Here is a 24838-nt window from a genome sequence, read left to right as displayed (position 1 = left end):
GGAAACAAGACATGACAACAAAACGTAAGCCTTATGTTCGTGGCATGCAACCAAACTGGTGGACGAAACTTGGATTCTATCGTTTCTACATCACCCGTGAAGGGACTTGTCTTCCACAACTTTGGTTCAGTCTGGTTGTACTGTTTGGTGTATTCGCACTGAAAAATGGACCAGAAAGTTGGGCAGGTTTCGTTGGATTCCTGAGCAACCCAATTGTAATGCTGATTAACATTGTGACCCTTATTGCAACGGTCTTCCACTCTGCGACTTGGTTCAAACTTGCACCAAAAGCAGTGGTTATCGTTGTTAAAGATGAAAAAATGCCACAAGAACCTATCGTTCGTGGTTTCTGGGGTGTCACTATCGTTGTTACTGCCGCTATTCTGGCAGTGGCGTTAATTTAACCCAGGAGGAAATAATGAATCAGAATCAACTTCCTAAGCGCTCTGATGAACCTATTTTCTGGGGATTATTTGGTGCAGGTGGTATGTGGAGTGCGATTGTTTCTCCAGCAATCATCATCCTGCTCGGTATCCTAATCCCTATGGGTATTGCGCCAGAAGCATTTACTTACGAACGTATTATGGCATTTAGCCAAAGCATCATTGGTCGTCTGTTCTTACTGCTAATGATTATTCTACCAGTTTGGTGTGCATTACACCGTATTCACCATACTCTGCACGATTTTAAAGTGCATGTACCTGCAAGCAAATGGGTATTTTATGGTGGTGCAGCAATTATCAGCGTTATCTCTATCATTGGTGTATTTACACTGTAATTGATTAATACGTAAGATAAAAAGCCACTCAATTGAGTGGCTTTTTTATGGAAAATTGATGATAATCAACTCGCTAACTTCAGTCCAATAATACCGAAAATAATCATAGCTAAACTGAGTAAACGATAGATATTCGCGGACTCACCAAAGACCAAAATACCAAAAATCGCGGTACCCACAGCGCCAATACCCGTCCAAATTGCGTAAGCTGTACCCGCAGGTAAGCCTTTCATGGCATAAGACAACATCCCCATGCTCACAACCATAGCACTAATAGTAATAATACTTGGTGTTAGACGCGTAAAACCGTGTGTGTACTTAAGGCCAACAGCCCAAACGATCTCTAATAAACCCGCGATAAAAAGAATAATCCAAGACATAACTTCCCCTACTCGATAAGTTGGGGTCGTCCCCTGAATACAAAGACAAAAAGCTGGGTCGTCCCAGCTTTCGAAAGATGAAGGTCAAGTATAAGAAAAAGAAATTAATCGTGCAATAGTACAAAACTAACTCAGTTTTTCTTCGGTGCGCCCTCTTCACCATAAAGAAAAGCGGAGACATCATCTTCCACTTCGCCCATTGCCATCAAAGCATCCAGAGTCTCTTTTGCTTCTTCTTCATTGACGATACTCATGGCAAAACCAACATGCACCAGCACCCATTTGCCAATCATGGTATGAGGCTCACCTTCGCAGACTAGCGCAATATTCACTTCTCGTTTAACGCCACAAACATCGACCATCGCATTTTCAGTGATTGTTTTTCCAACTTCAACAACCTGACCTGGAATACCAAGACACATAACAACCCCTATTCGATCTCTATTTGCTTTATTCGCATTGCATCGTCATTTTCAACGCGCATATTCTGACTACCACAAGATGGGCAACCTGCATTAAAGGTTGAAACAGTGACAACTTGATGACAATCCCAACACCATGCTTTTGCGGGGATAACCTCAATATGTAATTCACAGCCTTGGGCAAGGGTGTCTCTGCAAACAATATCAAAGCAAAATTCAAGTGCGCTGACTTCAACACAAGATAATGCGCCAATTTCCATCCATACGCTTTTTACTTTTTTTGCATTATTTAATTTAGCTTGAGAATCTATTATCTCAAATGCGCTCTGGCAAAGCGTGATTTCATGCATGTCGATACCTTATTGAAGCAGGATAAATAATAGCAACTATAGTATCAGTACATAGTTGCTTTATTATTGATCTTAGAACAACAATTCAGCACCGGTGTCAAAAGCAGCTTTACGACGACGCTCTTTAACCATTTCTTCAAGTGTATCTCTATCAATACACACTAAAGCGTGAGTTGGGCAGACTTCAATACATGCAGGGCCCGCTTCACGGTGGTGACATAAATCACATTTGTTTGCTTCTGCTTTAAATGCTTCAATCGCATTAAGTGCAGTTGATTTGCGCATAACAGGACGAGAAACCACTTCCATCGTGCCATAAGGACAAGCCAGTACACAGGTTTTACAGCCGATACATTTTTCCTGATCGACATAGTAATAATCTTTGTTATGAATAATAGCGCCATTTGGGCACACATTGGCACAAGGGGCATCTTCACATTGGTGACAAACAACTGCTGTACTGATTGAGAATCCTTTGATCACATGAATTCTAGGTTGGAAATTTTGCTCACTAATTTGGTCAATGGCTAAATTATCTTGGTCTGCTTGCTGATGTGACACAACACAAGCCACTTCACAAGTATGGCAACCAATACATTTTTTAGGGTCTGCAATGATGAAACGGTTCATCATATTCTCCTGCTTTTTGTTATATATAGCTGTTATATAGCCGTTATATATGGCGATAAATGCAACGCGTTATTCTAATTAAGAGTAATAATTAGAGTATCAATAGAATGAATCTAGCACGGTTCATGCCAATATATTTTTGATGTAACTATTCCTTATTTTTCAATTAAATAATTTTCAAATAAAAATGATTATTAATTAATAAATAAGTCACTTCGTCAAATTATTCGACAATTTTGACGATAAAATAAATCGCTATATATTTGATTATATAGTGATTTGATACGTTTATATTCTTAAGTTTCATTACATATACAAAAATAGCGGGTTGGATCAAAAATGATTCAGTCATTGATATAATTTTATTATAAACCTACTACAATATAGCTAATTTTTTAGGGCAATCGGTGGTGTCATGAAATTAAGCAGTAACAATGCTGAAACTATGGAGAGCCTTCGTAATGAGCGTAACCAATATCGAATATTGGTTGATATCACAAATTCTGTATTAGCTCATCTAGACATGGATGGTCTTATTTCTGAAGTCTCTAAAGAAATACATCGTTTTTTTGGACTGAACCATATTAGTCTTATGTTATGCCGTACCTCATCACAAAATAGTCATGAAGGTATTCTTTATTCTAGTCGTTATCAGACTGGGAAATCTGTCATTCGTCAACAACGTAAATTTAGTAGCGCGAATAACAAAGCCGAAGAAATTATTAATCAGAATAAACCTGTCTTAATTGATATTAATAAAGAAGATCAGGAAGATGTTTTGATTAAGCGTCTAGTTAAGCAAAATATGCAGACGGCTTTGTTATTGCCACTGGCTTTTAATCATAAACCTCTCGGTTTATTAATTTTAGCGCATGAAATAGGAAGTGTTTTTACTAACGATACTTGCCAATTGCTTCAACAAATTGCGGCACGTATTGGTATTGCCATTGAAAATGCCGCCGCTTATGAAGAGATAACGCACTTAAAAGATAGTTTAAAGAATGAAAATATTTGGCTTAATGAACAGATAGATAATAATGCATGCTTTAGTGAGATTATTTATCAAAGCGATGCTATGCATAATGTGCTCGAACAAATTGAGTTAGTGGCACAAAGTGATAGTACCGTTCTTATATTAGGTGAAACGGGTACTGGTAAAGAATTAATTGCACGCGCTATTCATCGTCTAAGCCAGCGAAAAAATAAGACGATGATAAAAATGAACTGTGCAGCAGTACCTTCTGGTCTTTTAGAAAGCGACCTCTTTGGTCACGATAAAGGTGCATTTACAGGTGCAACAAATACGCATATTGGTCGATTTGAAATGGCGGATAAAAGCACGCTATTTTTAGATGAAATTGGTGATATGCCCATTGAATTACAACCTAAATTGCTTCGTGTACTTCAAGAGCGTGAAATAGAAAGATTAGGTGGTAATAAAGTTATTCCTGTGGATGTTAGACTTATCGCAGCAACCAATAAAGATCTCCATGATTTAACGGATGAAGGTGAATTTAGAGAAGATCTTTATTATCGCCTTAATGTTTTTCCTATTATTATTCCTCCCCTAAGAGAGCGACCTGAAGATATCCCGCTTTTAGCAAAACATTTCACGCAAAAAATTGCGCGAAGAATGGATAGAAAAATAGATTGTATTCCAGCTAATGCATTGGAACAATTAACACTTTATCCATGGCCGGGTAATGTTCGTGAACTTGAAAATATTATTGAACGCGCAGTTATTTTAACGCGAGGATCAACATTAAATCTTCAGTTAAAAGAGCTTCATATTAATAAGCCCTCTCGTTTAAAACAGGTACTATCTCAACCTTCATCTATTGAAAAGCGTATGCAAACTAATGCGCCAGAAAGTGATGATGAGGAGCGAGAAAGGATAATTCAAGCATTGAGAGAAACCAATGGTGTGGTTGCTGGTGCTAGAGGCGCTGCTTTAAAATTAGGATTAAAAAGAACAACGTTATTATCACGGATGCAACGTTTAGGCATTTCAATTCCAGAAATACTTTAATTCTGAAATAATTACTTATTTAAAAAGAGTGTAATAAATTAATTACACTCTTTTTTTTCATCAATTTGAAACTTATTAATCTCTATCTATAATCTAGTTGATTATATTTTATTAGTTATTCCTCTAATTAATTATTAATAATATAAACCATCAATGGAGCATATTATATGAATAGCCTGTTTATAAATAAAATTAGTGAAATAAGAAAAGAATACAAAAATAATAAATATGTTTTTATTCCTCAAGATATTGTCATTGATTTAATAAAACAATTAGGTGCTGAAGAAAAAGATATTAATGCACTAATGGAATATGGTGACTATTTAGCACAAGATCCAACGCTTTCATTTCGTCACTCTCGAACTGGACGCTACCTTTTTGATAATGATATAGCAACGATCTCCAGACTAGAGTATCAACCTTTTGTTCTCACTGAAGAAGATGGATTTATTCGTGAAGATAGTGGCGCTCAACGGCATTTTAGAGCACTTGATGATCGCTGGCAGAGCAATACAGCTTATCAAGCGTTATTAAAATTAAAAATGCTATTAATTCAGGGTAATACATTTACACCACGTCACTTAACAGATCAAAATTCGCCTAAATCAATATCTACTGTTTTCCATTTAAGGTTAATTGCCCAACCAGATTCTTTAAGTGAACTTTCAATTGAAGGAGTTCATAAAGATGGCGTTGATCACACCATGATTGTGATGATGAATAAGAATAACGTTAAAGATAATACAGGGGCTTTACGTGTTCATTCACCGAAAGAAGCCATAGGAACACCTTGGCAAGAAGTTAACCCTGAAAATGTGCTTTATGAACACAATAATGCGCAATATCTTGATGTTCTATTAATTGCAGATAATGAATTAAATCATAGCGGTACACCTATTTTTACTCATGATAATAAAAATCAGGCTTACCAAGATTTTATCGTTTTGTTATCTCGCTATCCAACCGTTGATTCTCATCCATCACATAAATTTGATTCGATGAATTCACATCCTGACTTACCTTTAACGCTTTATTTAAATCAGTCAGTCGCTTAATTAAAGCATCATCGCATAAATTAAAATCGTTGAGCTCGGCTGAGTAATAAATCAATCATCAAGACAAGGTTTGATTCAAAAGACGAGCTCTCGATAGTGTCACAATGATAATTCACTGCATCGTCATAAATGGGGAAATGAATATCAGCAAGTTCAGCCAACGGATTGGCACTTGCTCGAGTAAAGGCAACAACCTTCATACCAATACTTTTGGCTATTCTCGCCTTTTCAACAACTTGTTCTGTCTCTCCGCTACGAGATATCGCAATAAAAACCGTATAGCGTGACGCATTATTAATAAAGATATTCTTACTGTCACTCAGTCCAGAAAGAAAAGCATCTTTACCAATCAGCTGTAACCGCTTACTGATATATTCTGAAAATATATGAGAAAAACCTGCACCATAAATAAAAAATGAGTTCTTACTGTTAATTAAATCAGCAAAAGCTTGTCTTCGTTCATCTGAAATTAAGGTGAAAGTTTTTAAATAGTTCGCCAAAAACTGATCAAAAAGAGGCTCTGCTACCTCATTTTCATCACTTTTCAGTTGATGGGATTTTTCAGCCGTAGATAACAACTGTTTGCAGTAATACACCAGCTCACTATAACCAGAAAAACCTAATTTCTGGCAAAGACGCATAATAGTGGTTGTCGAAACAAAATTGGCTTGTGCAAGTTCTCTAATGGTCAGCTTGCCGACTTGTGTCGGATTATCAATTAGATAAGAAAGGATGCGATATTCTGCACGGGTTAATTCTGCTGCTCTTGATAGTAAAGATGATAATCGTGCCGACATACCTGTTACCTTAATTGATACATCGTCCTTACCAACATAAAAGGAAAATGCTGTTCTGGTGATAGAACAGCATTCTTATTCAATTACTCATTAACAGCAAGTCTTGAGATCAAACACGCTTACCATTTACATAAGCTTTACGTAATTCAGGCCAATACTCACGATTTGCTTCAATCATATCATCGAGGATCTTCTTAGCGTGGATCACACTTGGCACTGTTTTATTCAGTGTGAACGCCTCAAGTGCTTTCTCGTAGCTACCTTCAAGGGTTGCTTCCACTAACAATTGCTCTGATGCCAATTGTTGCTCTAACAAAGTACGATGGAAACGCGGGATGTCGCCAACACGAATAGGCTCTGGTCCGTGAGAAGTGATATATGCTGGCACTTCGACCATTGCATCATAAGGTAAATCTGCAATCGCACCTTTATTTTCAACAATCACTAAATGGCGCTGACGTAAATCAAAGGCTAAAGAACATGCCACATCAACAATAAAGGCACCATGAACGCCAACGTGGAAAGCATCAGGTAAAATACCGGTCTCTTTGTATTCACGCGCAGCTTCAAATAAGCGTTTTTCACGACCATCCATCACTTCATTCGCACGGGTGTAATCTGGATCTTGATGCTCAACGATATAATTTGGCATCAAGTAATACTGCAAATATGGGTTTGGAATATATTCAGGGAATGCTTCCATTAATGGCTGAATATGACGCCATGTTTTCACCCATGATGGATCAGAGTGTTGTGGATCAGTTTGAGCTGCATCTTCAGTTAAAAGACCAAATTTAGCGATATGTTCACGTAATTCAGGCAGTTTCTCTTCACCTTTTACACGTACAGAAGTGAACCAACCAAAGTGATTTAGACCAAAATAATCCACATCTAAATCATGGCGATCAACATTTAATACGGCTGCCATATTACGCATCGCCGCAACAGGCATATCACAGATATTCAATACTCGAGCATTAGGACGTAAACGACGTACACCTTCAGCAACAATCGCCGCTGGGTTTGAATAGTTTACAATCCATGCTTTAGGAGAGGCATATTCCTCAACTAAATCAATTAATTCAACCATAGGTAAAATAGTACGTAAACCGTAAGCAAGTCCGCCAGGCCCACAGGTTTCTTGCCCTACAACACCATGACGTAATGGAATTTTTTCATCCTGCTCACGCATTTTGTATTGACCCACACGCATTTGAGCAAACACAAAATGAGCACCATCAAATGCGGTTTTTGCATCCGTTGTCACTGTAAATTTAATGGTATCACTATGATCACGGATCACTTTTTCAACAACAGGGGCGATGGTATCTTGGCGCTCTTGATCGATGTCGTATAAACGAATTTCACTCAGTGGGAAATCCTCTAAACGTACCATTAAGCTTTTGACAATTCCCGGTGTATAGGTGCTTCCGCCGCCTGCAATACTTAAGATAAAGGGTGATTTAGTCATCTTTCTTTCTCCTATTAAAGTGCGGCTTCGACCGCTTCACGCATTTTTTTCACATGTAATCCATAAACCACTTGAACATTATTACCATGGCGCACAACGCCTTTAGCACCGGTTTTCTTCAAGATATCTTCATGAATTACATCGACATTTTTAACAATGACTCTTAAGCGGGTATAACAATTATCAACCACTTCAATATTGTCACGTCCACCGAGTCCTTCAATAATCTCTTCACCTAACTCATTGATAGTTTGAGTGGTTTCTTCAGAGGCAGTGACTGCTTCTGCTTTTTTCTTGTAATCTTCTTTGCTGTATAAACGCGTCTCTTCATCATCATCTTCACGACCCGGTGTTTTAAGATTGAGTTTTAAAATCAAGGTTCTAAAGATAACGAAATAGAGAACTGACATAATCAAACCCACCACGATATACATAGGCCAATTTGATTTTTCAGTGCCTAACGGCAGGTTATATAAAATGAAATCAATGACACCGTTCGCACCAATCGCATGAACACCTAATAGGTAGAACAGCATCATGCCAATACCGGTTAATACGGCGTGAACTAAAAACAAAACAGGGGCAACAAATAGGAAGGAAAACTCAAGAGGCTCTGTTACACCAAGTAAGAAAGAGGTCGCAGCCGCAGGAATTAAAATCGCCTTCGCCATCTGCTTTTTCTCTTTTTTAGCCACAGAGATCATGGCAGCCGCTGCGGCAGTTAAGCCGAACATTTTAGCAATACCGCGCGCATCCCAAATCACAGTGCTGCTGAGTTGTTTAACCTCAGGGCACGCCATTTCAGCAAAGTAGATATTTCTTGCACCTTGATAAGTTGTGCCGCAAACATCAGCAACACCGCCTAGTTCGGTATACAAAAATGGGGTATAGACTAAATGGTGTAATCCAGTTGGGATAAGAATACGTTCTAAGAATCCATAAATCAGTGCACCAAAAGCACCAGAATCATGAATAACAAGCGCCATCTTAGTAATACCTGCCTGAGCAAAAGGCCAGACTTCACACATTAAAACAGCAAGTGCAATGGTGAATGGAATAGCAATAATGGCGACAAAGCAGTGACCAGAGTAGATAGCCATAATGCCGTTAAACTGACGACCTGAGTAACGATTATAAAGCCACCCTGATATTGCCCCAGTTAAAATACCGGCAAATACGCCCATCTCTAGGACTTGGACGCCTAATACCATGCCTTGACCAGCAGCTCGCATCTCTTCTGCGCTAACCAGTTTACCTTGTAGCGTTAGCGTAATATTCATGGCATTCGTGAAAATAACAAACACCACTAAGCCAATTAAACCAGCGTAGCCTTTGTCTTTTTTCGCTAAACCAACGGGAATACCCACAGCAAAGATCAGTGCTAAATTGATTAAAATAGCAACAGATGATTTTGCGAGTAATTGCCCAATACTTTGAATAACCGGGTGATTTAAAAACGGAATATATTCCGCAAGATTGCCATTGCCAAAGACATTACCTAAAGCGATATATAAACCGACAATAGGCAATATCAAGACTGGCCCATATAAGGATTTACCAAACGCTTGTAGGGCATTAATGAGTTTTTTCATACGGTATCTCGTTGTTGTTTTCTTACACTCATTTCCATGACAGCATCCTGCGCTGGCATTAAATAAAAAGCAATTTATCCACTTGATTTAGAAACGGATTACGCCAAAAGTAACATGTTACTTTTTTTATTGTGAGCCAACGCATGGTGAATATTCAGACAAAAGTTTAGTGATTTTTCGACGATAAGCAGAAGAGAAAAAGTCCAGACAACAATAAAAAATCATAAAAAAACCGAGCTTACTAACACAAGGTTAATAAACTCGGTCTTAAGGCAGAAAAACAATACTAATTAGGTCAGATTAGCCCTCGGCGGCTTCTCTTAAACGACGTTTAATATTGCTATATTCCGTTTTCACATAGTGTTCTGCCTGAGCCTGTTCCTTGATTGGCTCAACACATACTGCACAATATTTATACTCAGGTGTTTTAGTAATTGGGCTTAAGTTTTCTGCAACGAGTTCGTTACAAGCACCAATCCACCACTGGTAAGTCATATATACTGCGCCTTTATTTGGTCTATCACTGACCGCAGCACGCGTAATCACTTTACCTTGACGAGAGCGTATCCAAACTAACTCTTGATCTTTAATACCCAGTTGTTTGGCATCTTCAGTATTTAACTGAACATAACCTGGCTCATCTGCTAATGCTGCCAATGCTTTACAGTTACCTGTCATTGAACGGCAAGAGTAGTGCCCAACTTCACGGACTGTTGCCAGTACCATTGGGAATTCATCAGACAGTTTGTCAATTGGTGGTGCCCACTCACAAGTAAAGAATTGACCTTTACCGTTAGGGGTATCAAATTTACCGCCTTCGTACAGATATTGTGTACCAGGGCTATCTTCTGTTGGGCAAGGCCATTGAATATAAGCCAAGTCCGCCATTTTTTCGTAAGTCGCACCATAATAAATTGGGCATAACTCACGCAACTCATCCCAAATTTCTTTGGTATTGTTGTAATGCATTGGATAACCCATTGCTGTTGCCATCAGACTGATGATTTGCCAGTCTGTTTTTACATCACCAACAGGTTCAACGGCTTTATAGAAACGTTGGAAGCCACGGTCTGCCGCAGTATAAACACCTTCATGCTCACCCCATGATGTTGCAGGGAAAATAACGTCAGCAATCGCTGCTGTTTTGGTCATAAAGATATCTTGTACTATCAGTAGATCCAGTTTTTCAAACGTTCTACGGATGGTTGCTAAATCAGGCTCAGTTTGCAGTGGATCTTCACCCATTACATAGTGAGCTTTTAATAAGCCGTGATCGATATTATGAGGGACTTCACTTAACGCATAGCCCACTTCATCAGGCATGGATTCAATGCCCCAGAATTTAGCAAATTTCTCACGCGCTTTTTCGTCAGTAACGTACTGATAACCCGGCAGTGTATTAGGTAATGCACCCATATCACACGCACCTTGTACGTTATTTTGACCACGAACAGGGCCAACACCGACATATTTTTTACCTAAATTACCGGTTAATAATGCCAAGCTAGTCAGTGAACGAACAGTTTCAACGCCTTGGTAGAACTGAGTAACACCCATTCCCCAAAGAATTGTTGCTGTTTCTGCTTTCGCGTACATACGCGCAGCTTCACGAATAATTTGAGCACTTAAACCTGTTGTTTCTTCAACGGATTCAGGTGTATAGCTTTCAACTAATTTACAATATTCTTCAAATTGCTCGGTGTGATTTTCAATAAAGGATTTATCATGCAATCCTTCTTCAATAATCACATGCGCAATCGCATTTAATAGCGCAATGTTAGAGCCATTTTTTAAGCCTAAGTGTAAATCGGCTAAACGTGCTGTTTCGATGTAACGAGGGTCACATACAATAATTTTGGCACCCTTTTCTTTCGCCTTAACAATACGGCGAGCAACAATAGGATGCGAGTCTGCGGCGTTATAACCGAAGACAAATAGACATTTGGTATCCTCAATCTCAACGATTGAGTTGCTCATAGCACCATTACCGACCGAACGCTGCAGACCTGCAACCGAAGGGCCGTGTCAGACACGAGCACAGCAGTCTATATTATTATTTCCGATAACCGCACGAGCAAATTTCTGCATAACGAAGTTAGCTTCGTTACCAGGGCCTCGTGAAGAGCCGGTTGTCATAATAGATTTAGCACCGTATTTCTCTTTGATAGCAAGAAGTTTGCTACTCGCAAACTCAATCGCTTCTTCCCAAGAAACCGATTCTAATTTTCCGCCTCTTTCACGACGGATCATTGGTGTTTTAAGACGTGGAGTCAGTATCTTAGTATCATGGATAAAATCCCATCCATAATACCCTTTCAGACACAGCTCACCTTGGTTTGTTAAACCATTGGCTCCTTCAGCGCCAATGATTTTACCGTTTTCCACCTTCAGGTAGATTTTGCATCCTGAGGCGCAATACGGACAGACCGTGATGACTTTTTTCATCAACATTGCTCCTGTGTTCATCAACTTTCAGGTTATTACCTGATTCTCTCCTCTATCTATGCAGAGAGTGTGCCAAATAAGCACGCTTTTTTACTTTTCTACAACGCAATGAAAAATAAAGAAAAATAAAAAACATTGAGTGAGTAAGAAAACAATGAAAACTAAAACAATAGGAAGTGCTCGACACTAATGACGATATTTATGTCGATTAGTGTTTCTATCAAAATTCGTTATGCATTAACGCTTATAACGTAATTATGCTTCTTCATTTTATCTGTGGGATCAAAATAATAAATACGCTTTCTTATCTGCCTTTATCGGAGTCTTGCCGTATATAATGATGACAACCTTCTAATATCTCTATCAATATTCCTATCTACTAGAACTATTTAAAATTAATAATTTTGATATTAATGCAATTCAAATAAAAAATTTTTAAACTTCAATAAAAAAAAGAACATAATACTGAACCTGAAAACAACTTCGCGGTCTTAAAGACCTCTACACCTTATAAATTGATAATAATTGAACATGCAAAAACTAAAGTTTTTAAGGTTTTCGAAAGAAAACATTGCCCTTTTTTTAGCTGTCTACCTTGGTTTTTTTCTTAATCTTTCCGTCTACATTGGCCGATACGGCACACAGAATACAAACAACCCCCTCATTGATGCATTATATATCCTAGGTGAAATTGCGGTTAATATTGCCTTTACCTTCTTCTTATTACGATTACTCTCTTTCTTCGGCACTCTCTTTTTTAAAATAATTGCCTCTTTTATTCTCGTCGTGAGTGTTTGTGCTAGTTACTATATTTCTTTTTATGATGTAGTCATTGGATACGGCATTATCATTTCAACACTAACTACAGATACAGATTTATCTAAAGAGCTAGTTAGTCCAAATGTGATTATTTGGATTATTGGCTTATCTATTTTGCCATTAGCACTTATTTGGCTATGTAAAAAACCAGAAAAAAATCTCACGACACAACAAAAGAAAAAAATCTGGATAAAGAACACCGCCAAAATGTTGGTGATTGCACTGGCTGTTTTTGCCTATTTAAAAACACTCGATTCAAAACAAAAAGCCTATGAAATAAAAAATAATTTGGATCTGCCAAGTTATAGTGGTGGCTTAAGTTATGCCTATTTACCTACAAATTGGATTATTCCATTATTCCAATATGCAATAACACAGTATGACGATACGTTTAATAGCCAAAATATTTTTAATCCTGCCGATCACTTTACTTATCAATCTTCAAAGGCGAATGAAGATGTGTATGTCGTCTTTATTATTGGTGAAACAGCAAGATGGGATCATATGGGATTATTAGGATATGAACGTCAAACAAACCCGCTATTAAGCCAAGAGAAAAACCTCGTTGCCTTTAAAGGTGTTTCTTGTGATACCGCAACAAAGCTCTCTTTAAAATGTATGTTTGTTCGAGAAAACGGAACAGAAAGTAACGATCAGCGAACATTAAAAGAGAACAATATTTTTTCAGTATTAAGCCAATTGGGTATGTCATCAGAGCTGTTCTCAATGCAAAGCGAGTTGTGGTTTTACAATAAACTTGATTTAAATAACTACGCAATGAAAGAGATGATGACAGCCAAAAATAGCAATTTTGGTAAAGAACTTGATGACACCTTATTAATTGCTGAAACGGCGAATGCAGTTTCTCAGCATCCAAGAGGAAATCATCTCGTCATTTTACATACTAAAGGCTCTCACTTTATGTATTCACAACGTTACCCTGAATCATTCAAAAAGTATCAACCTGAATGTTTAAACGTGGATGATGAGTGTACTAAAGAGCAGTTAGTGAATGCTTATGACAACTCTATTCTTTATACCGACTATTTTATTGATGGCATACTCGACACATTACGCGATAAAAAAGCCATTGTGTTTTATACCTCCGATCACGGAGAATCCATTTCTGAAAAAGGTGGCTTACATGGCACACCAAAAGAAATTGCACCACCAGAACAATTTAAAGTACCTTTCTTAGTTTGGATGTCAGATAGCTATTTAGCAGAGCCTGAAAATAAGCAATTATTTGATAACCTAAAACGTAATCAAGATGCAGAGCGCACGTTCTATCATCATAATATTTTTGATTCGATGTTAGGTTGCTTGGGTTATTCATCTCCAGATGGTGGTATTAACAATCAAAATAACCTCTGTTTTGGTGAAACACCATCAACCCAAAATTAAATTTTCGTAATAACCAATAGACAAAACCCCATGCTCAATATCAAGCATGGGGTTTTTTATTATTCTTAACTTAAATAAGTTAATTATTGATTGAAACTGGCATCAGTATAAAGTTGAGTGGCTTGAATATCTTTTACTGTTTTCGCCCCACCTAACATCATATTAATTTTTAATTCTTTATTTAAATGTTGGATAACTGAATTTACACCTCCAGCGCCCCCTAAATTTAATCCATAAAGAATTGGACGACCAACAGCGACAACATCTGCACCACTGGCTAATGCTTTAAAGACATGTGAGCCACGACGTACACCACTATCAAAAACGATAGGAACACGTTTATTTACCACTTTAGCAATTGCAGGTAAGACATCAATCGTTGCTGGTGCACTGTCTAATTGACGACCACCGTGGTTAGAAACCCAAATAGCATCTGCGCCTGCTTTAATTGCCATATCTGCATCTTCAGGTGATTCGATACCTTTTACAATCACAGGTAAACCAGACATTTTTTTCACATACTGAATATCTGCTGGTGTGAAGGCTTGTTTAGCTTGAGCATAAATTTCGCTAATACCCGCACCTTTACCTGTCTTAGATTTATCATCGCTAATTTTTGCAAATGCTTCTAAGTTGGCAAAACCTAGTGGGAACTGGAAGCTATTTTTAATATCATCTTCACGATAACCACCGACAGGTGAATCAACAGTTAAAATGATACCTTTAGCGCCATACTGTTTTGCTTGAGATAAAATATACTCGTTAAAGGCATCATTTTTGCTCATATACAACTGGAAGAAGAAAGGATAACCCGGTTGAGCATCTGCCACTTCTTTAATGGTTTTATTACCATAAGTACTTAATGAAAAAATAGAGCCTGCTTTTGCCATACCTTTTGCTGTGGCGACTTCGCCTTGTTGATGTGCAAGCCCTTGAGCTGCCATCGGTGCCTGAATAATAGGCGTATCTAATTTAATACCCAAAAATTCTGTTTTTAAATCTAAGTCAGAAAATTCGATGCCTTGTAATGAACGAGGCATAATATATTTTTTATCAAATGCCGTTGTGTTTGAACGTAAATTGTTTTCGTCTTCAGCACCACCACGAATATAACCGAAAGCCCCTTTATCCATATTCGCTTGAACTTGTGCTTCCATCGCTTTTAAGTTAACTATTTTTATTGGGCCTTCTGCGGTACTTGCTTTATATTCAGCTGCTTGTGCAACACCCACACTTAATGCCATCGCAATAGCAGTGGTTTTTAATATTTTACTTTTCATTTTAGATCCATTTATTAATTAAGGGCTTATATCTATAATTTAATAAATTCAAAATTCAATTAAACTATATTTATCGAAAAAGAATATAAGCCCTATTTTTAGATAAAACTTAAATTAACCGCTTACTTTTTTGTTAAAGTATTATAGCTTGTCATAAGATTACGATAGTCTGGAATATGGTTAGCAAATAGCGCACCTAATCCTTCAACATCATTACGCCAATCACGGTGTAACTCACAAGCTAAACCAAACCAGTTAATTAATTGTGCCCCTGCTTTTGACATTCTATCCCACGCAGAGTCACGAGAAATGGCGTTGAAAGTACCTGAAGCATCCGTTACCACAAAGACTTCAAAACCTTCTTCAAGTGCTGATAATGCAGGGAATGCGACACACACTTCAGTCACTACACCGGCAATAATCAGTTGTTTTTTACCCGTTGCTTTAACCGCTTTTACGAAATCTTCATTATCCCATGCGTTGATTTGACCTGGACGGGCGATATAAGGAGCATCTGGGAACATTTCGACAAGTTGAGGCATCAGAGGGCCATTGGGGCCATCTTCAAAAGAAGTCGTTAAAATGGTAGGTAAATTAAAGTATTTAGCGGCGTTAGCTAATGCTAATACATTATTATTGAATTTATCAGGCTCAATATCTCTGACTAAAGAAAGTAATCCAGCTTGATGGTCTACCAACAGAACAGCAGCATTATTTTTATCGATACGATGATATTTAAAGCTCATAATAATCTCCGATAGCATAATAGAGGTAAGACTTAATTAGATCGCAGCACCAAATTTATATGGCAATAATCAGATTAATTTAAATTTACACTTTGATTTATTTATTAATAATAAATAATCGATGGTAGAACTTTAAATTTAATTAAATATCACGATATTTAATTAACTGCTTATTTGTTTATATAAATTTATTCGTTTTGTTAAAAAGAATTATAAGTACAATCTTGCTTAAATGAATCTAAAGATTATTGTTTTAACCATTCAAAAATTTTGTTGATGTTTTAGAAGAGGAAAAAGAGATAAAAAAAACCCCCGCGGGCGGGGGTGAGATAAGCGCAACTAAAAGGTCTCTAACTTACTATCAGGAGGTCGAGCAGTCATTAATGACGATTACGCACAATTTGATAGCGACGAGTTAAATACTCAATTGGCACGCTCCAAATGTGGACTAATCGACAGAATGGGAATAATAGGAAAATCGTCATTCCTAAGAAGATGTGTAACTTAAATACCCATGCAACACCTTCAAGATTTGCTGAAGCGCCACCGTGGAATGTCACAATAGATTGTGCCCAAGCCACCAGCTTCATCATTTCACTACCGTCCATATGTTGGGCCGAGAAAGGAATCGTCAGCAGACCTAACGCAACTTGAATAACCAGCAGCGTTAAAATCATGATGTCACCAAATGAAGATGTGGCTCTTACTCGTGGGTTGGTTAAACGGCGTTTTAATAGCATTACACCTCCCACCAGCATTAACACACCACAAGTACCACCACCGACCATCGCCATAATTTGCTTATATTCAATCGGCAAGAAAGATTCATACATCCAATGTGGTGTTAACATCCCCAGAAAGTGACCAGCAAAAATACCGAGGATCCCCACATGGAATAAGTTAGAGGCAAGGCGCATGTTTTTCTTGTCTAACATCTGGCTAGAGCCAGCACGCCATGTATATTGACCATAGTCATAACGTAACCAGCTACCAATAATAAAAACGGCACCAGCAATATAGGGATAGATATCAAAAAATAACATATTGATGTAATTCATTTTTGTGCTCCCGTATCCAACGAATTCCCCACGTTGAGATATTGAACGGCGGTCTCTTGTGCAAAACGACGCTGATGTTGGCTGATCTTGCCACTACCACATTGCGTACCTTCTCCAAGAAACGTCACTTGTTCTTCTTCCCACACAGCATCTAATGCAGCAGGTGTATCATCTAAAGGCTCTTTCTCTACTTGAGCGGTCAGTTGTGATGCTTCTAATCCACTTTGTGAGAGACAAAGCAACACATCAAAGAGCGCGTGATAATCGCTGCCTCGCTGTTTTAAACGCTCACCTAACAGAGCCAAAATAGGCGCAATGTTATTTAGCCCTTCAATACACTCCGTTGTAGGTAAAAGCGTTAAGTACTCAAGGTAAGTAGGCAAATAGTCAGGAAGTTCACGACTACTTAATGTGATCCCTGCTTGTTGATATTGATTGAGTAGATCAACCATTGCCTGACCACGATCGCGAGACTCACCATGAACGTGTTCAAATAACAACAGTGATCGCGCCCGACCTCGATCAAAAAGTTCGCTGTAATTGGATTGCGCATCTAACAACTCTTGTTGCGTTAAGGCATGAATAAATGCCATTAATTTAGCAACTTGAGTCACAGGAAGCTCATCGGCTTCCTGTAATGCATTGAGCAGTTCGCCTCGATTATCCCACAATTCTTGTGTGGGATAATCTAAGAGATGGGAAATGATTTTCAGAGAGATCATTATATTTTCTCCTCTGAACGACGCTCATCCTGAGGTGTTCTTGATGTGATATCAATCGCATCAATACGATGACTATTAAACAAATTAAATTTGCTATCACTACCATGACAACCGTCACCAAAGCTAAAACCACAACCATTACGTTCTGGGAAAGCTTCTCTTGCGAGTTCACGATGACTTGATGGAATAACAAAGCGATCTTCGTAATTTGCAATAGCCAGATAGCGATACATCTCTTGTGCTTGTGCTTCAGTCAAACCGACTTGTTCTAATGCACTTAAGTCTGTTTTTCCTTCCACAGTTTCAGCACGTTTGTAATGACGCATCGCAAGCATTCGTTTTAATGCTAATAACACAGGTGCTGTGTCGCCCGCTGTCAGTAAGTTAGCTAAATACTGAACTGGAATACGTAAGCTTTCGACATCAGGCAGTACACCAGTATGTGGTAATACCCCCGCATCAGCAGCTGACTGAATAGGTGACAAAGGTGGCACATACCAAACCATTGGTAAGGTGCGATATTCAGGGTGCAGTGGTAATGCAAGCTTCCAATCCACTGCCATTTTGTAGACAGGCGAACGCTGTGCTGCATCAATCACACTTAACGGAATACCTTGCTCTTCAGCGGCTTTGATCACTTCAGGATCGAATGGATCTAAGAAGATATCTAACTGGCTTTGGTATAAATCTTTTTCATTATCCGCACTGGCAGCTTGTGAGATTTTATCTGCGTCATATAACATCACACCCAGATAGCGAATACGTCCTACACAAGTTTCTGAGCACAGTGTTGGCTGACCTGCTTCAATACGTGGATAACAGAAAATACATTTTTCCGACTTACCGCTTTTCCAGTTGAAGTAGATTTTTTTGTATGGGCATCCTGTTAAACACATACGCCATCCACGGCATTTATCTTGGTCGATAAGCACAATACCGTCTTCAGCACGTTTATAAATTGCACCACTTGGGCATGTCGCAACACAAGCAGGATTTAAGCAGTGTTCACATAAACGAGGTAAATACATCATGAATGTATTTTCAAACTGCCCATACATCTCTTTTTGCATGTTGGCGAAGTTTTTGTCCGCTGCACGTTTACTAAATTCGCCACCTAAATCGTCTTCCCAGTTTGGGCCTTTTTCGATTTTGGTCATGCGCTGACCTGTGATCAACGAACGAGGACGTGCAGTCGGTAACGAGCCTTCTGGAGCATTTTTTAAATGCTCGTAGTCATAATCAAAGGGCTCATAGTAATCGTCTAATGCAGGAACATCAGGGTTGGCAAAAATTTTCGATAATAGACCAACACGGTTACCCATTCTTGGTACTAATTTACCTTTGATATTTTTGATCCAGCCACCTTTCCACTTCTCTTGGTCTTCCCAATTTTGGGGATACCCTGTACCCGGTTTGGTTTCAACGTTATTGAACCATGCGTATTCAACACCTTCGCGACTGGTCCAAACATTTTTACAGGTTACTGAACAGGTATGGCAACCGATACATTTGTCGAGGTTCAGTACCATACCGACTTGTGAACGAATTTTCATTATGCCTTCTCCTGTCCATTCAGGGTCTGTTGATAAGCATCACCTTCACCATCAAGCCAATCAATCTGTTTCATTTTACGCACCACAACAAACTCATCACGGTTAGAGCCCACAGTACCGTAATAGTTAAAGCTATAAGCTAATTGAGCGTATCCACCAATCATATGCGTTGGTTTAGGGCAAACACGCGTCACTGAGTTGTGAATACCACCACGCATTCCTGTCATTTCAGATCCCGGCAGATTTATTTGGCGCTCTTGTGCGTGATACATATAAATCATGCCATCAGGAATACGTTGGCTGACAATGGCTCTTGCCGTTAATGCACCATTACTGTTGTATGCTTCAACCCAATCGTTATCGCTAATTCCCATCTCTTTGGCATCATCTTCACTCAGCCAAACCACAGGACCACCGCGACCTAGCGTTAACATTAGTAAGTTATCGCTATAGGTTGAGTGAATACCCCATTTTTGGTGAGGCGTCAGGAAGTTCAGCGCTTTCTCAGGGAAACCATTTGGTTTTTTACCTTTAACGGCATCAATGGCTTTGGTATCAATCGGTGGACGATAGACCACTAAACTTTCACCATAAGCACGCATCCACTCGTGATCTTGATACAACTGTTGACGACCACTTAAAGTACGCCAAGGGATCATCTCGTGAACGTTGGTATAACAGGCGTTATAAGAGACATGCTCATCTTCAAGACCAGACCATGTTGGGCTTGAAATGATCTTACGAGGTTGAGCAACGATATCGCGGAAACGAATTTTTTCGTCTTCTTTCACTTTGGCTAAGTGAGTGTGATCGCGTCCTGTCACTTTACTGAGTGCATCCCACGCTTTTACAGCAACCTGACCATTAGTTTCAGGTGCTAAAGAGAGAATAACTTCAGCTGCATCAATCGCCGTTTCAATAGCAGGACGACCTTTTGCCACACCATCATGACGGACACGGTTGAGTTTTTTCAGGAAATCGACTTCTGTTTGCGTATTCCAACTGATCCCTTTACCGCCATTACCTAATTTGTCCATCAGAGGGCCAAGTGAGGTAAAGCGAGCATAGGTATTTGGATAATCACGCTCAACAGGAATAAGGTGTGGTGCTGTTTTACCCGGAATAAGGTCACATTCACCTTTTTTCCAATCTTTCACATCAAAAGGCTGTGCCATTTCAGCGGCAGAGTCATGCTGAATAGGCAATGTCACTAAATCTGTTTCAACCCCTAAATGACCAACACACAATTTAGAGAAAGTTTTAGCAATGCCTTTATAGATTTCCCAGTCTGTTTTAGATTCCCAAGCAGGATCAACTGCGGCAGTTAATGGATGAATAAATGGATGCATATCCGAAGTATTCATATCATCTTTCTCATACCATGTAGCGGTTGGTAAAACGATGTCGGAGAAGAGACAGGTACTTGACATACGGAAGTCTAAAGTCACCACTAAATCAACTTTACCTTCGCCGCCTTTATCTTGCCATTCCACTTCTTGTGGCTTAACTTGGCCTTGCTCACCTAAGTCTTTACCTTGTAAACCGTTTTCAGTTCCCAGCAAGTATTTCAGTAAATATTCATGCCCTTTACCCGCAGAGCCTAATAAGTTAGAACGCCAGATAAATAAATTACGTGGGAAGTTCTGTGGATTATCTGGTTGCTCAGCTGCAAAGCGAATTTCACCTGATTTCAATGCATTAACCGTGTAATCAGCGGCACTAATACCCACTTCTTGCGCTTTTTTCGCAATAGATAGAGGATTTAGATTTAATTGAGGCGCTGATGGTAACCATCCCATACGCTCTGAACGCACATTCATATCGACCAAACTACCGCTAAAGCGAGATTTATCGGCTAATGGTGATAACAACTCTGTTGGTGATACGGTTTCATAACGCCACTGACTTGAGTGGTTATAGAAAAATGATGTGCTGTTCATATGGCGAGGCGGACGTTGCCAGTCAAGACCAAAGGCTAATGGCAACCAACCAGTTTGTGGACGCAGTTTTTCTTGTCCAACATAGTGTGCCCAGCCACCACCACTTTGACCGACGCAACCACAGAAAATCAGCATATTGATAATGCCGCGATAAGTCATATCCATGTGGTACCAGTGGTTAATACCGGCTCCCACAATCACCATCGAACGACCGTGTGTTTTTTCTGCGTTATCCGCAAATTCACGTGCAATACGAGCGATATCTTGGCGACCTACACCTGTCACTTTTTCAGCCCATGCTGGTGAGTATGCTTTGATTTCATCGTAGTTTGATGCACAGTTTTCATCATTTAAACCACGATCTACACCGTAGTTAGCTAACAATAAATCATAAACAGTTGTGATGTATTTCTCTTCGCCATTCGCAAGTGTAATACGCTTAGCAGGCAGTTTATGAACAATCACATCATCAAGGGCAACACCTTCAAAGTATTCACTCTTGATCCCACCAAAGTAAGGGAATGCTACATCAACAATATCATCGTGGTTATCTAAAAGACCTAATTGTAAAGTGACATCTTCGCCACTTTTGCCGTCTTTAGGCTCAAGGTTCCATTTAGCTGCACCTTCCCAACGAAAGCCCATAGAACCTTGAGGAGCAACTAATTGCTGTGTTTTTTCATCAATAGCAACGGTTTTCCACTCTGGATTTTTCTCTTGATCCAGATTGTTCACTAAATCAGAAGCACGCAACATACGACCTGCAACTAGCTTGCCTGAGTCGTGTTTATCTAACATCACCAACATTGGCATGTCAGTGTAAGTGCGCACGTAGTTACTAAAGTATTCAGTTTGGCGTTTAACGTGGAATTCGTTAAGAATAACGTGTCCCATCGCCATTGCCATCGCACTGTCAGTACCCTGTTTTGGATTTAACCATTGATCACAGAGTTTCGCGATTTCAGCGTAATCAGGTGTTACCGCAACGGTTTTAGTCCCTTTATAACGAACTTCTGTAAAGAAGTGGGCATCTGGAGTACGTGTTTGCGGTACGTTAGAACCCCATGCAATCAGGTAAGAAGAGTTATACCAGTCTGCTGATTCAGGAACGTCGGTTTGCTCACCCCAAGTCATTGGCGATGCAGGTGGTAAATCACAATACCAATCGTAGAAGCTTAAACATGCGCCACCAATCAGAGATAAATAACGCGCACCCGCAGCATATGAGACCATCGACATAGCCGGAATTGGCGAGAATCCGATAATACGATCAGGGCCAAACTCTTTTGCTGTAAACACGTTAGAAGCAGCAATGATTTCATTCACTTCTGACCATGACGAGCGAACAAAACCACCACGCCCACGTGCTTGCTTATAGCTTTTAGTTTTTTCTGGTGAACTAACAATAGAAGCCCATGCATCAACAGGATCGCTATGTTGTGCTTTTGCTTCACGCCATAATTTAATTAGGCGTTTACGTACCATTGGGTATTTAACGCGGTTCGCGCTATATAAATACCATGAATAGCTTGCACCACGAGGACAGCCACGAGGCTCATGATCTGGTAAATCAGGACGTGTACGTGGGTAATCCGTTTGTTGGGTTTCCCATGTCACTAACCCATTTTTGACGTAAATTTTCCAGCTACAAGAGCCGGTACAGTTTACACCGTGAGTAGAACGAACAATTTTGTCGTGTTGCCAACGACTACGGTAACCATCTTCCCAATCACGGTTAACATTTAGCTCTTGGCCATGATCCTTTGAAAAGGTATCACCAAGTTGCTTAAAATAGCGGAATCTATCGAGAAACTTACTCATCAGATACTCTCCCAATGCGCGCGAGCGCTCTCACATTGCGTATAATTCGTCATTATTGTTTATTGTGTTTACGTCCATAGACCAACCAAGTGATCAAGACGCAGGCGATATAAAATAGAACAAAGATTTTCATGGCACCGGCAGGAGAGCCAGTCATAGCCAATGATGTACCGAAGGCTTTAGGAATAAAGAAGCCACCAATTGCACCAATTGCAGAGATAAAGCCAAGCGCCGCTGCACTTTCAGTCACCGCTTCTTTTTGAGCGGCTTCGTCTGAGGCACCTTGTGCTTTCATGCGATCAATCGTGATTTTTCTAAACACCACAGCAATCATTTGGAATGTAGAACCACTTCCTAAACCAGCGGTTAAAAACAGCACCATAAAGACACCGAAGAAGGCGATAAATGAGCCACCAGCACCATTGATAGGCAGTGTTAAGAAAAGCAGAGCAGAGAAAATTGCCATGATGATAAAGTTGATCAGTGTGACTCTAATACCACCAAATTTATCCGATAAAGCACCACCTACAGGGCGAGCTAAAGCACCTAATAAAGGTCCGAAGAACGCATAATGTAGAATGACGATATCTGGGAACTGGGTTTTAGAAAGCATTGCAAAACCCGCAGAGAAACCAATAAATGAACCAAAGGAGCACAGATATAAAATACTTAATAACCAAAGGTGACCCCGTTTTAATACGGGTAATTGCTGGCTTAAAGAGGCTTTGTTAGCCGCCAGATCGTTCATGCCAAACCAAGCAGCAAAGGTCAGAATAAGTAAGAAAGGAACCCAAACCCATGCCGCATTTTCTAACCATAAACGTGAACCATCAGGCTGAACAACACCAGGGCCACTAAACATAGCAAACACGCCAACACCAACCACTAATGGCGCAACCAATTGCATAACGCTAACACCCAGATTGCCTAATCCGCCATTTAATCCTAAAGCACCACCTTGACGTGCTTTAGGGAAGAAAAAGCTGATGTTTGCCATACTGGATGCAAAGTTTGCACCTGCAAAACCGCATAGCAGTGAAATCACAATAAAGGTTGAGTAAGACGTAGTGGTGTCTTGCACTGCAAAACCAAGCCAGATACAAGGAATGATGAGAAAGACGGTACTGATTGCTGTCCAGCGACGACCGCCAAAAATAGGAATAACAAAAGAATAAGGAACGCGTAAAATAGCACCAGAGACTGAAGGCAGTGCAGTCAGCATAAACAGCTGATCTGTGGTAAAGTTAAAACCTACTTTGTTCAAATTTACTGCAACTGCACTAAAAAGCATCCATACACAGAACGATAAAAGTAAACAAGGAACAGAAATCCATAAATTGCGTGAAGCGATCTTTTGACCAGTCTTTTCCCAAAAAGCTTTATCTTCAGGATGCCAATCTTCGATCACCCCTTTTCTCATTTTTTCTGGGTGTTGAGTGAGTGCCATAACAACCTCGATTAACGGTTAGATTGGCACCTTTGTACGATTAGAATTGTTAATTAGTCATGATCTGCATCAAGCAAAGATTTGTTTGATTTTTAAGCT

At 39.4% G+C, this 24838-nt stretch carries 20 protein-coding genes; 5 read left to right on the top strand and 15 right to left on the bottom strand.

Going from position 1 to position 24838, the window contains the following annotated elements:
• The first annotated feature begins 11 nt into the window (after positions 1 to 11).
• On the top strand, positions 12 to 404 hold the full coding sequence (frdC, locus tag EHE21_RS02360; RefSeq protein WP_088493866.1) for a fumarate reductase subunit FrdC: 393 nt from the start codon (positions 12 to 14) through the stop codon (positions 402 to 404).
• Positions 405 to 418: 14 nt separating this feature from the next.
• Positions 419 to 778 carry a fumarate reductase subunit FrdD gene (gene frdD, locus EHE21_RS02355; protein WP_194951739.1) on the top strand — a complete coding sequence of 120 codons (360 nt, stop codon included), beginning with the start codon at positions 419 to 421 and terminating at the stop codon, positions 776 to 778.
• Between the two features lie 65 nt (positions 779 to 843).
• On the opposite strand, the gene sugE is transcribed toward frdD, so the two are convergent.
• From sugE to hydN, 4 genes are all read right to left on the bottom strand, one after another.
• Complete coding sequence (gene sugE, locus EHE21_RS02350; protein WP_069368216.1) at positions 844 to 1158, bottom strand: quaternary ammonium compound efflux SMR transporter SugE; 315 nt, start codon at positions 1156 to 1158, stop codon at positions 844 to 846.
• A gap of 131 nt (positions 1159 to 1289) precedes the next feature.
• Complete coding sequence (gene hybG, locus EHE21_RS02345; protein WP_036933156.1) at positions 1290 to 1580, bottom strand: hydrogenase maturation factor HybG; 291 nt, start codon at positions 1578 to 1580, stop codon at positions 1290 to 1292.
• Positions 1581 to 1588: 8 nt separating this feature from the next.
• The gene (gene hypA / locus EHE21_RS02340) at positions 1589 to 1930 is read right to left on the bottom strand and encodes a hydrogenase maturation nickel metallochaperone HypA (RefSeq protein ID WP_088493870.1); all 342 of its coding nucleotides are present in this window, start codon (positions 1928 to 1930) and stop codon (positions 1589 to 1591) included.
• Positions 1931 to 2002: 72 nt separating this feature from the next.
• Positions 2003 to 2560, bottom strand: coding sequence for an electron transport protein HydN (hydN, locus tag EHE21_RS02335; RefSeq protein ID WP_194952573.1), 558 nt, complete (start codon positions 2558 to 2560; stop codon positions 2003 to 2005).
• Positions 2561 to 2975: 415 nt separating this feature from the next.
• Between hydN and EHE21_RS02330 the strand changes: the two genes are divergently transcribed.
• Positions 2976 to 4589 (top strand): sigma 54-interacting transcriptional regulator, encoded by a 1614-nt coding sequence (locus EHE21_RS02330; RefSeq protein WP_194951738.1) that lies wholly within the window; start codon positions 2976 to 2978, stop codon positions 4587 to 4589.
• Between the two features lie 167 nt (positions 4590 to 4756).
• Positions 4757 to 5644 (top strand): 2OG-Fe dioxygenase family protein, encoded by an 888-nt coding sequence (locus tag EHE21_RS02325; RefSeq protein WP_194951737.1) that lies wholly within the window; start codon positions 4757 to 4759, stop codon positions 5642 to 5644.
• 20 nt (positions 5645 to 5664) lie between these two features.
• Here EHE21_RS02325 and EHE21_RS02320 read toward each other — a convergent pair whose 3' ends face one another.
• The 4 genes from EHE21_RS02320 to fdhF all read right to left on the bottom strand — a co-directional run bounded on the left by EHE21_RS02320 (position 5665) and on the right by fdhF (position 11949).
• Positions 5665 to 6441, bottom strand: coding sequence for a MurR/RpiR family transcriptional regulator (locus tag EHE21_RS02320; protein ID WP_194951736.1), 777 nt, complete (start codon positions 6439 to 6441; stop codon positions 5665 to 5667).
• 109 nt (positions 6442 to 6550) lie between these two features.
• Complete coding sequence (locus EHE21_RS02315) at positions 6551 to 7912, bottom strand: 6-phospho-alpha-glucosidase (protein WP_099660037.1); 1362 nt, start codon at positions 7910 to 7912, stop codon at positions 6551 to 6553.
• Between the two features lie 14 nt (positions 7913 to 7926).
• Positions 7927 to 9504, bottom strand: coding sequence for a PTS transporter subunit EIIC (locus EHE21_RS02310; RefSeq protein ID WP_194951735.1), 1578 nt, complete (start codon positions 9502 to 9504; stop codon positions 7927 to 7929).
• Positions 9505 to 9804: 300 nt separating this feature from the next.
• Positions 9805 to 11949, bottom strand: a complete 2145-nt coding sequence (gene fdhF, locus EHE21_RS02305) for a formate dehydrogenase subunit alpha (RefSeq protein ID WP_194951734.1) — start codon at positions 11947 to 11949, stop codon at positions 9805 to 9807.
• 531 nt (positions 11950 to 12480) lie between these two features.
• Between fdhF and eptB the strand changes: the two genes are divergently transcribed.
• On the top strand, positions 12481 to 14172 hold the full coding sequence (gene eptB, locus EHE21_RS02300) for a kdo(2)-lipid A phosphoethanolamine 7''-transferase (RefSeq protein ID WP_194951733.1): 1692 nt from the start codon (positions 12481 to 12483) through the stop codon (positions 14170 to 14172).
• An 83-nt stretch (positions 14173 to 14255) separates the two neighbouring features.
• Here the strand turns inward: eptB and EHE21_RS02295 are convergent, their stop codons facing one another.
• The 7 genes from EHE21_RS02295 to EHE21_RS02265 form a co-directional block, all read right to left on the bottom strand.
• Entirely contained in the window at positions 14256 to 15452 is a 1197-nt protein-coding gene (locus tag EHE21_RS02295) for a lactate oxidase (protein ID WP_194951732.1), read from the bottom strand.
• Positions 15453 to 15574: 122 nt separating this feature from the next.
• A complete protein-coding gene (ycaC, locus tag EHE21_RS02290; RefSeq protein ID WP_099074036.1) occupies positions 15575 to 16198 on the bottom strand; it encodes an isochorismate family cysteine hydrolase YcaC in 624 nt (207 codons plus the stop codon).
• A 380-nt stretch (positions 16199 to 16578) separates the two neighbouring features.
• A complete protein-coding gene (narI, locus tag EHE21_RS02285; RefSeq protein ID WP_088493880.1) occupies positions 16579 to 17256 on the bottom strand; it encodes a respiratory nitrate reductase subunit gamma in 678 nt (225 codons plus the stop codon).
• Entirely contained in the window at positions 17253 to 17978 is a 726-nt protein-coding gene (gene narJ / locus EHE21_RS02280; protein WP_193775133.1) for a nitrate reductase molybdenum cofactor assembly chaperone, read from the bottom strand. Before narJ ends, narI begins: the two co-directional genes overlap by 4 nt.
• Entirely contained in the window at positions 17978 to 19531 is a 1554-nt protein-coding gene (gene narH / locus EHE21_RS02275) for a nitrate reductase subunit beta (protein ID WP_088493882.1), read from the bottom strand. The genes narJ and narH overlap by 1 nt, the downstream gene beginning before the upstream one ends.
• Positions 19531 to 23292, bottom strand: a complete 3762-nt coding sequence (locus tag EHE21_RS02270; RefSeq protein ID WP_194951731.1) for a nitrate reductase subunit alpha — start codon at positions 23290 to 23292, stop codon at positions 19531 to 19533. Before EHE21_RS02270 ends, narH begins: the two co-directional genes overlap by 1 nt.
• A 52-nt stretch (positions 23293 to 23344) precedes the next feature.
• Positions 23345 to 24739 (bottom strand): NarK family nitrate/nitrite MFS transporter, encoded by a 1395-nt coding sequence (locus tag EHE21_RS02265; RefSeq protein ID WP_194951730.1) that lies wholly within the window; start codon positions 24737 to 24739, stop codon positions 23345 to 23347.
• Positions 24740 to 24838: the final 99 nt, after the last annotated feature.

Source organism: Proteus sp. GOKU, from assembly GCF_015475555.1.
GTDB lineage: Bacteria > Pseudomonadota > Gammaproteobacteria > Enterobacterales > Enterobacteriaceae > Proteus > Proteus mirabilis_B.
The sequence above is the reverse complement of the archived record's forward strand: the minus strand, read 5'-3'. Positions and strand labels throughout refer to the sequence as shown.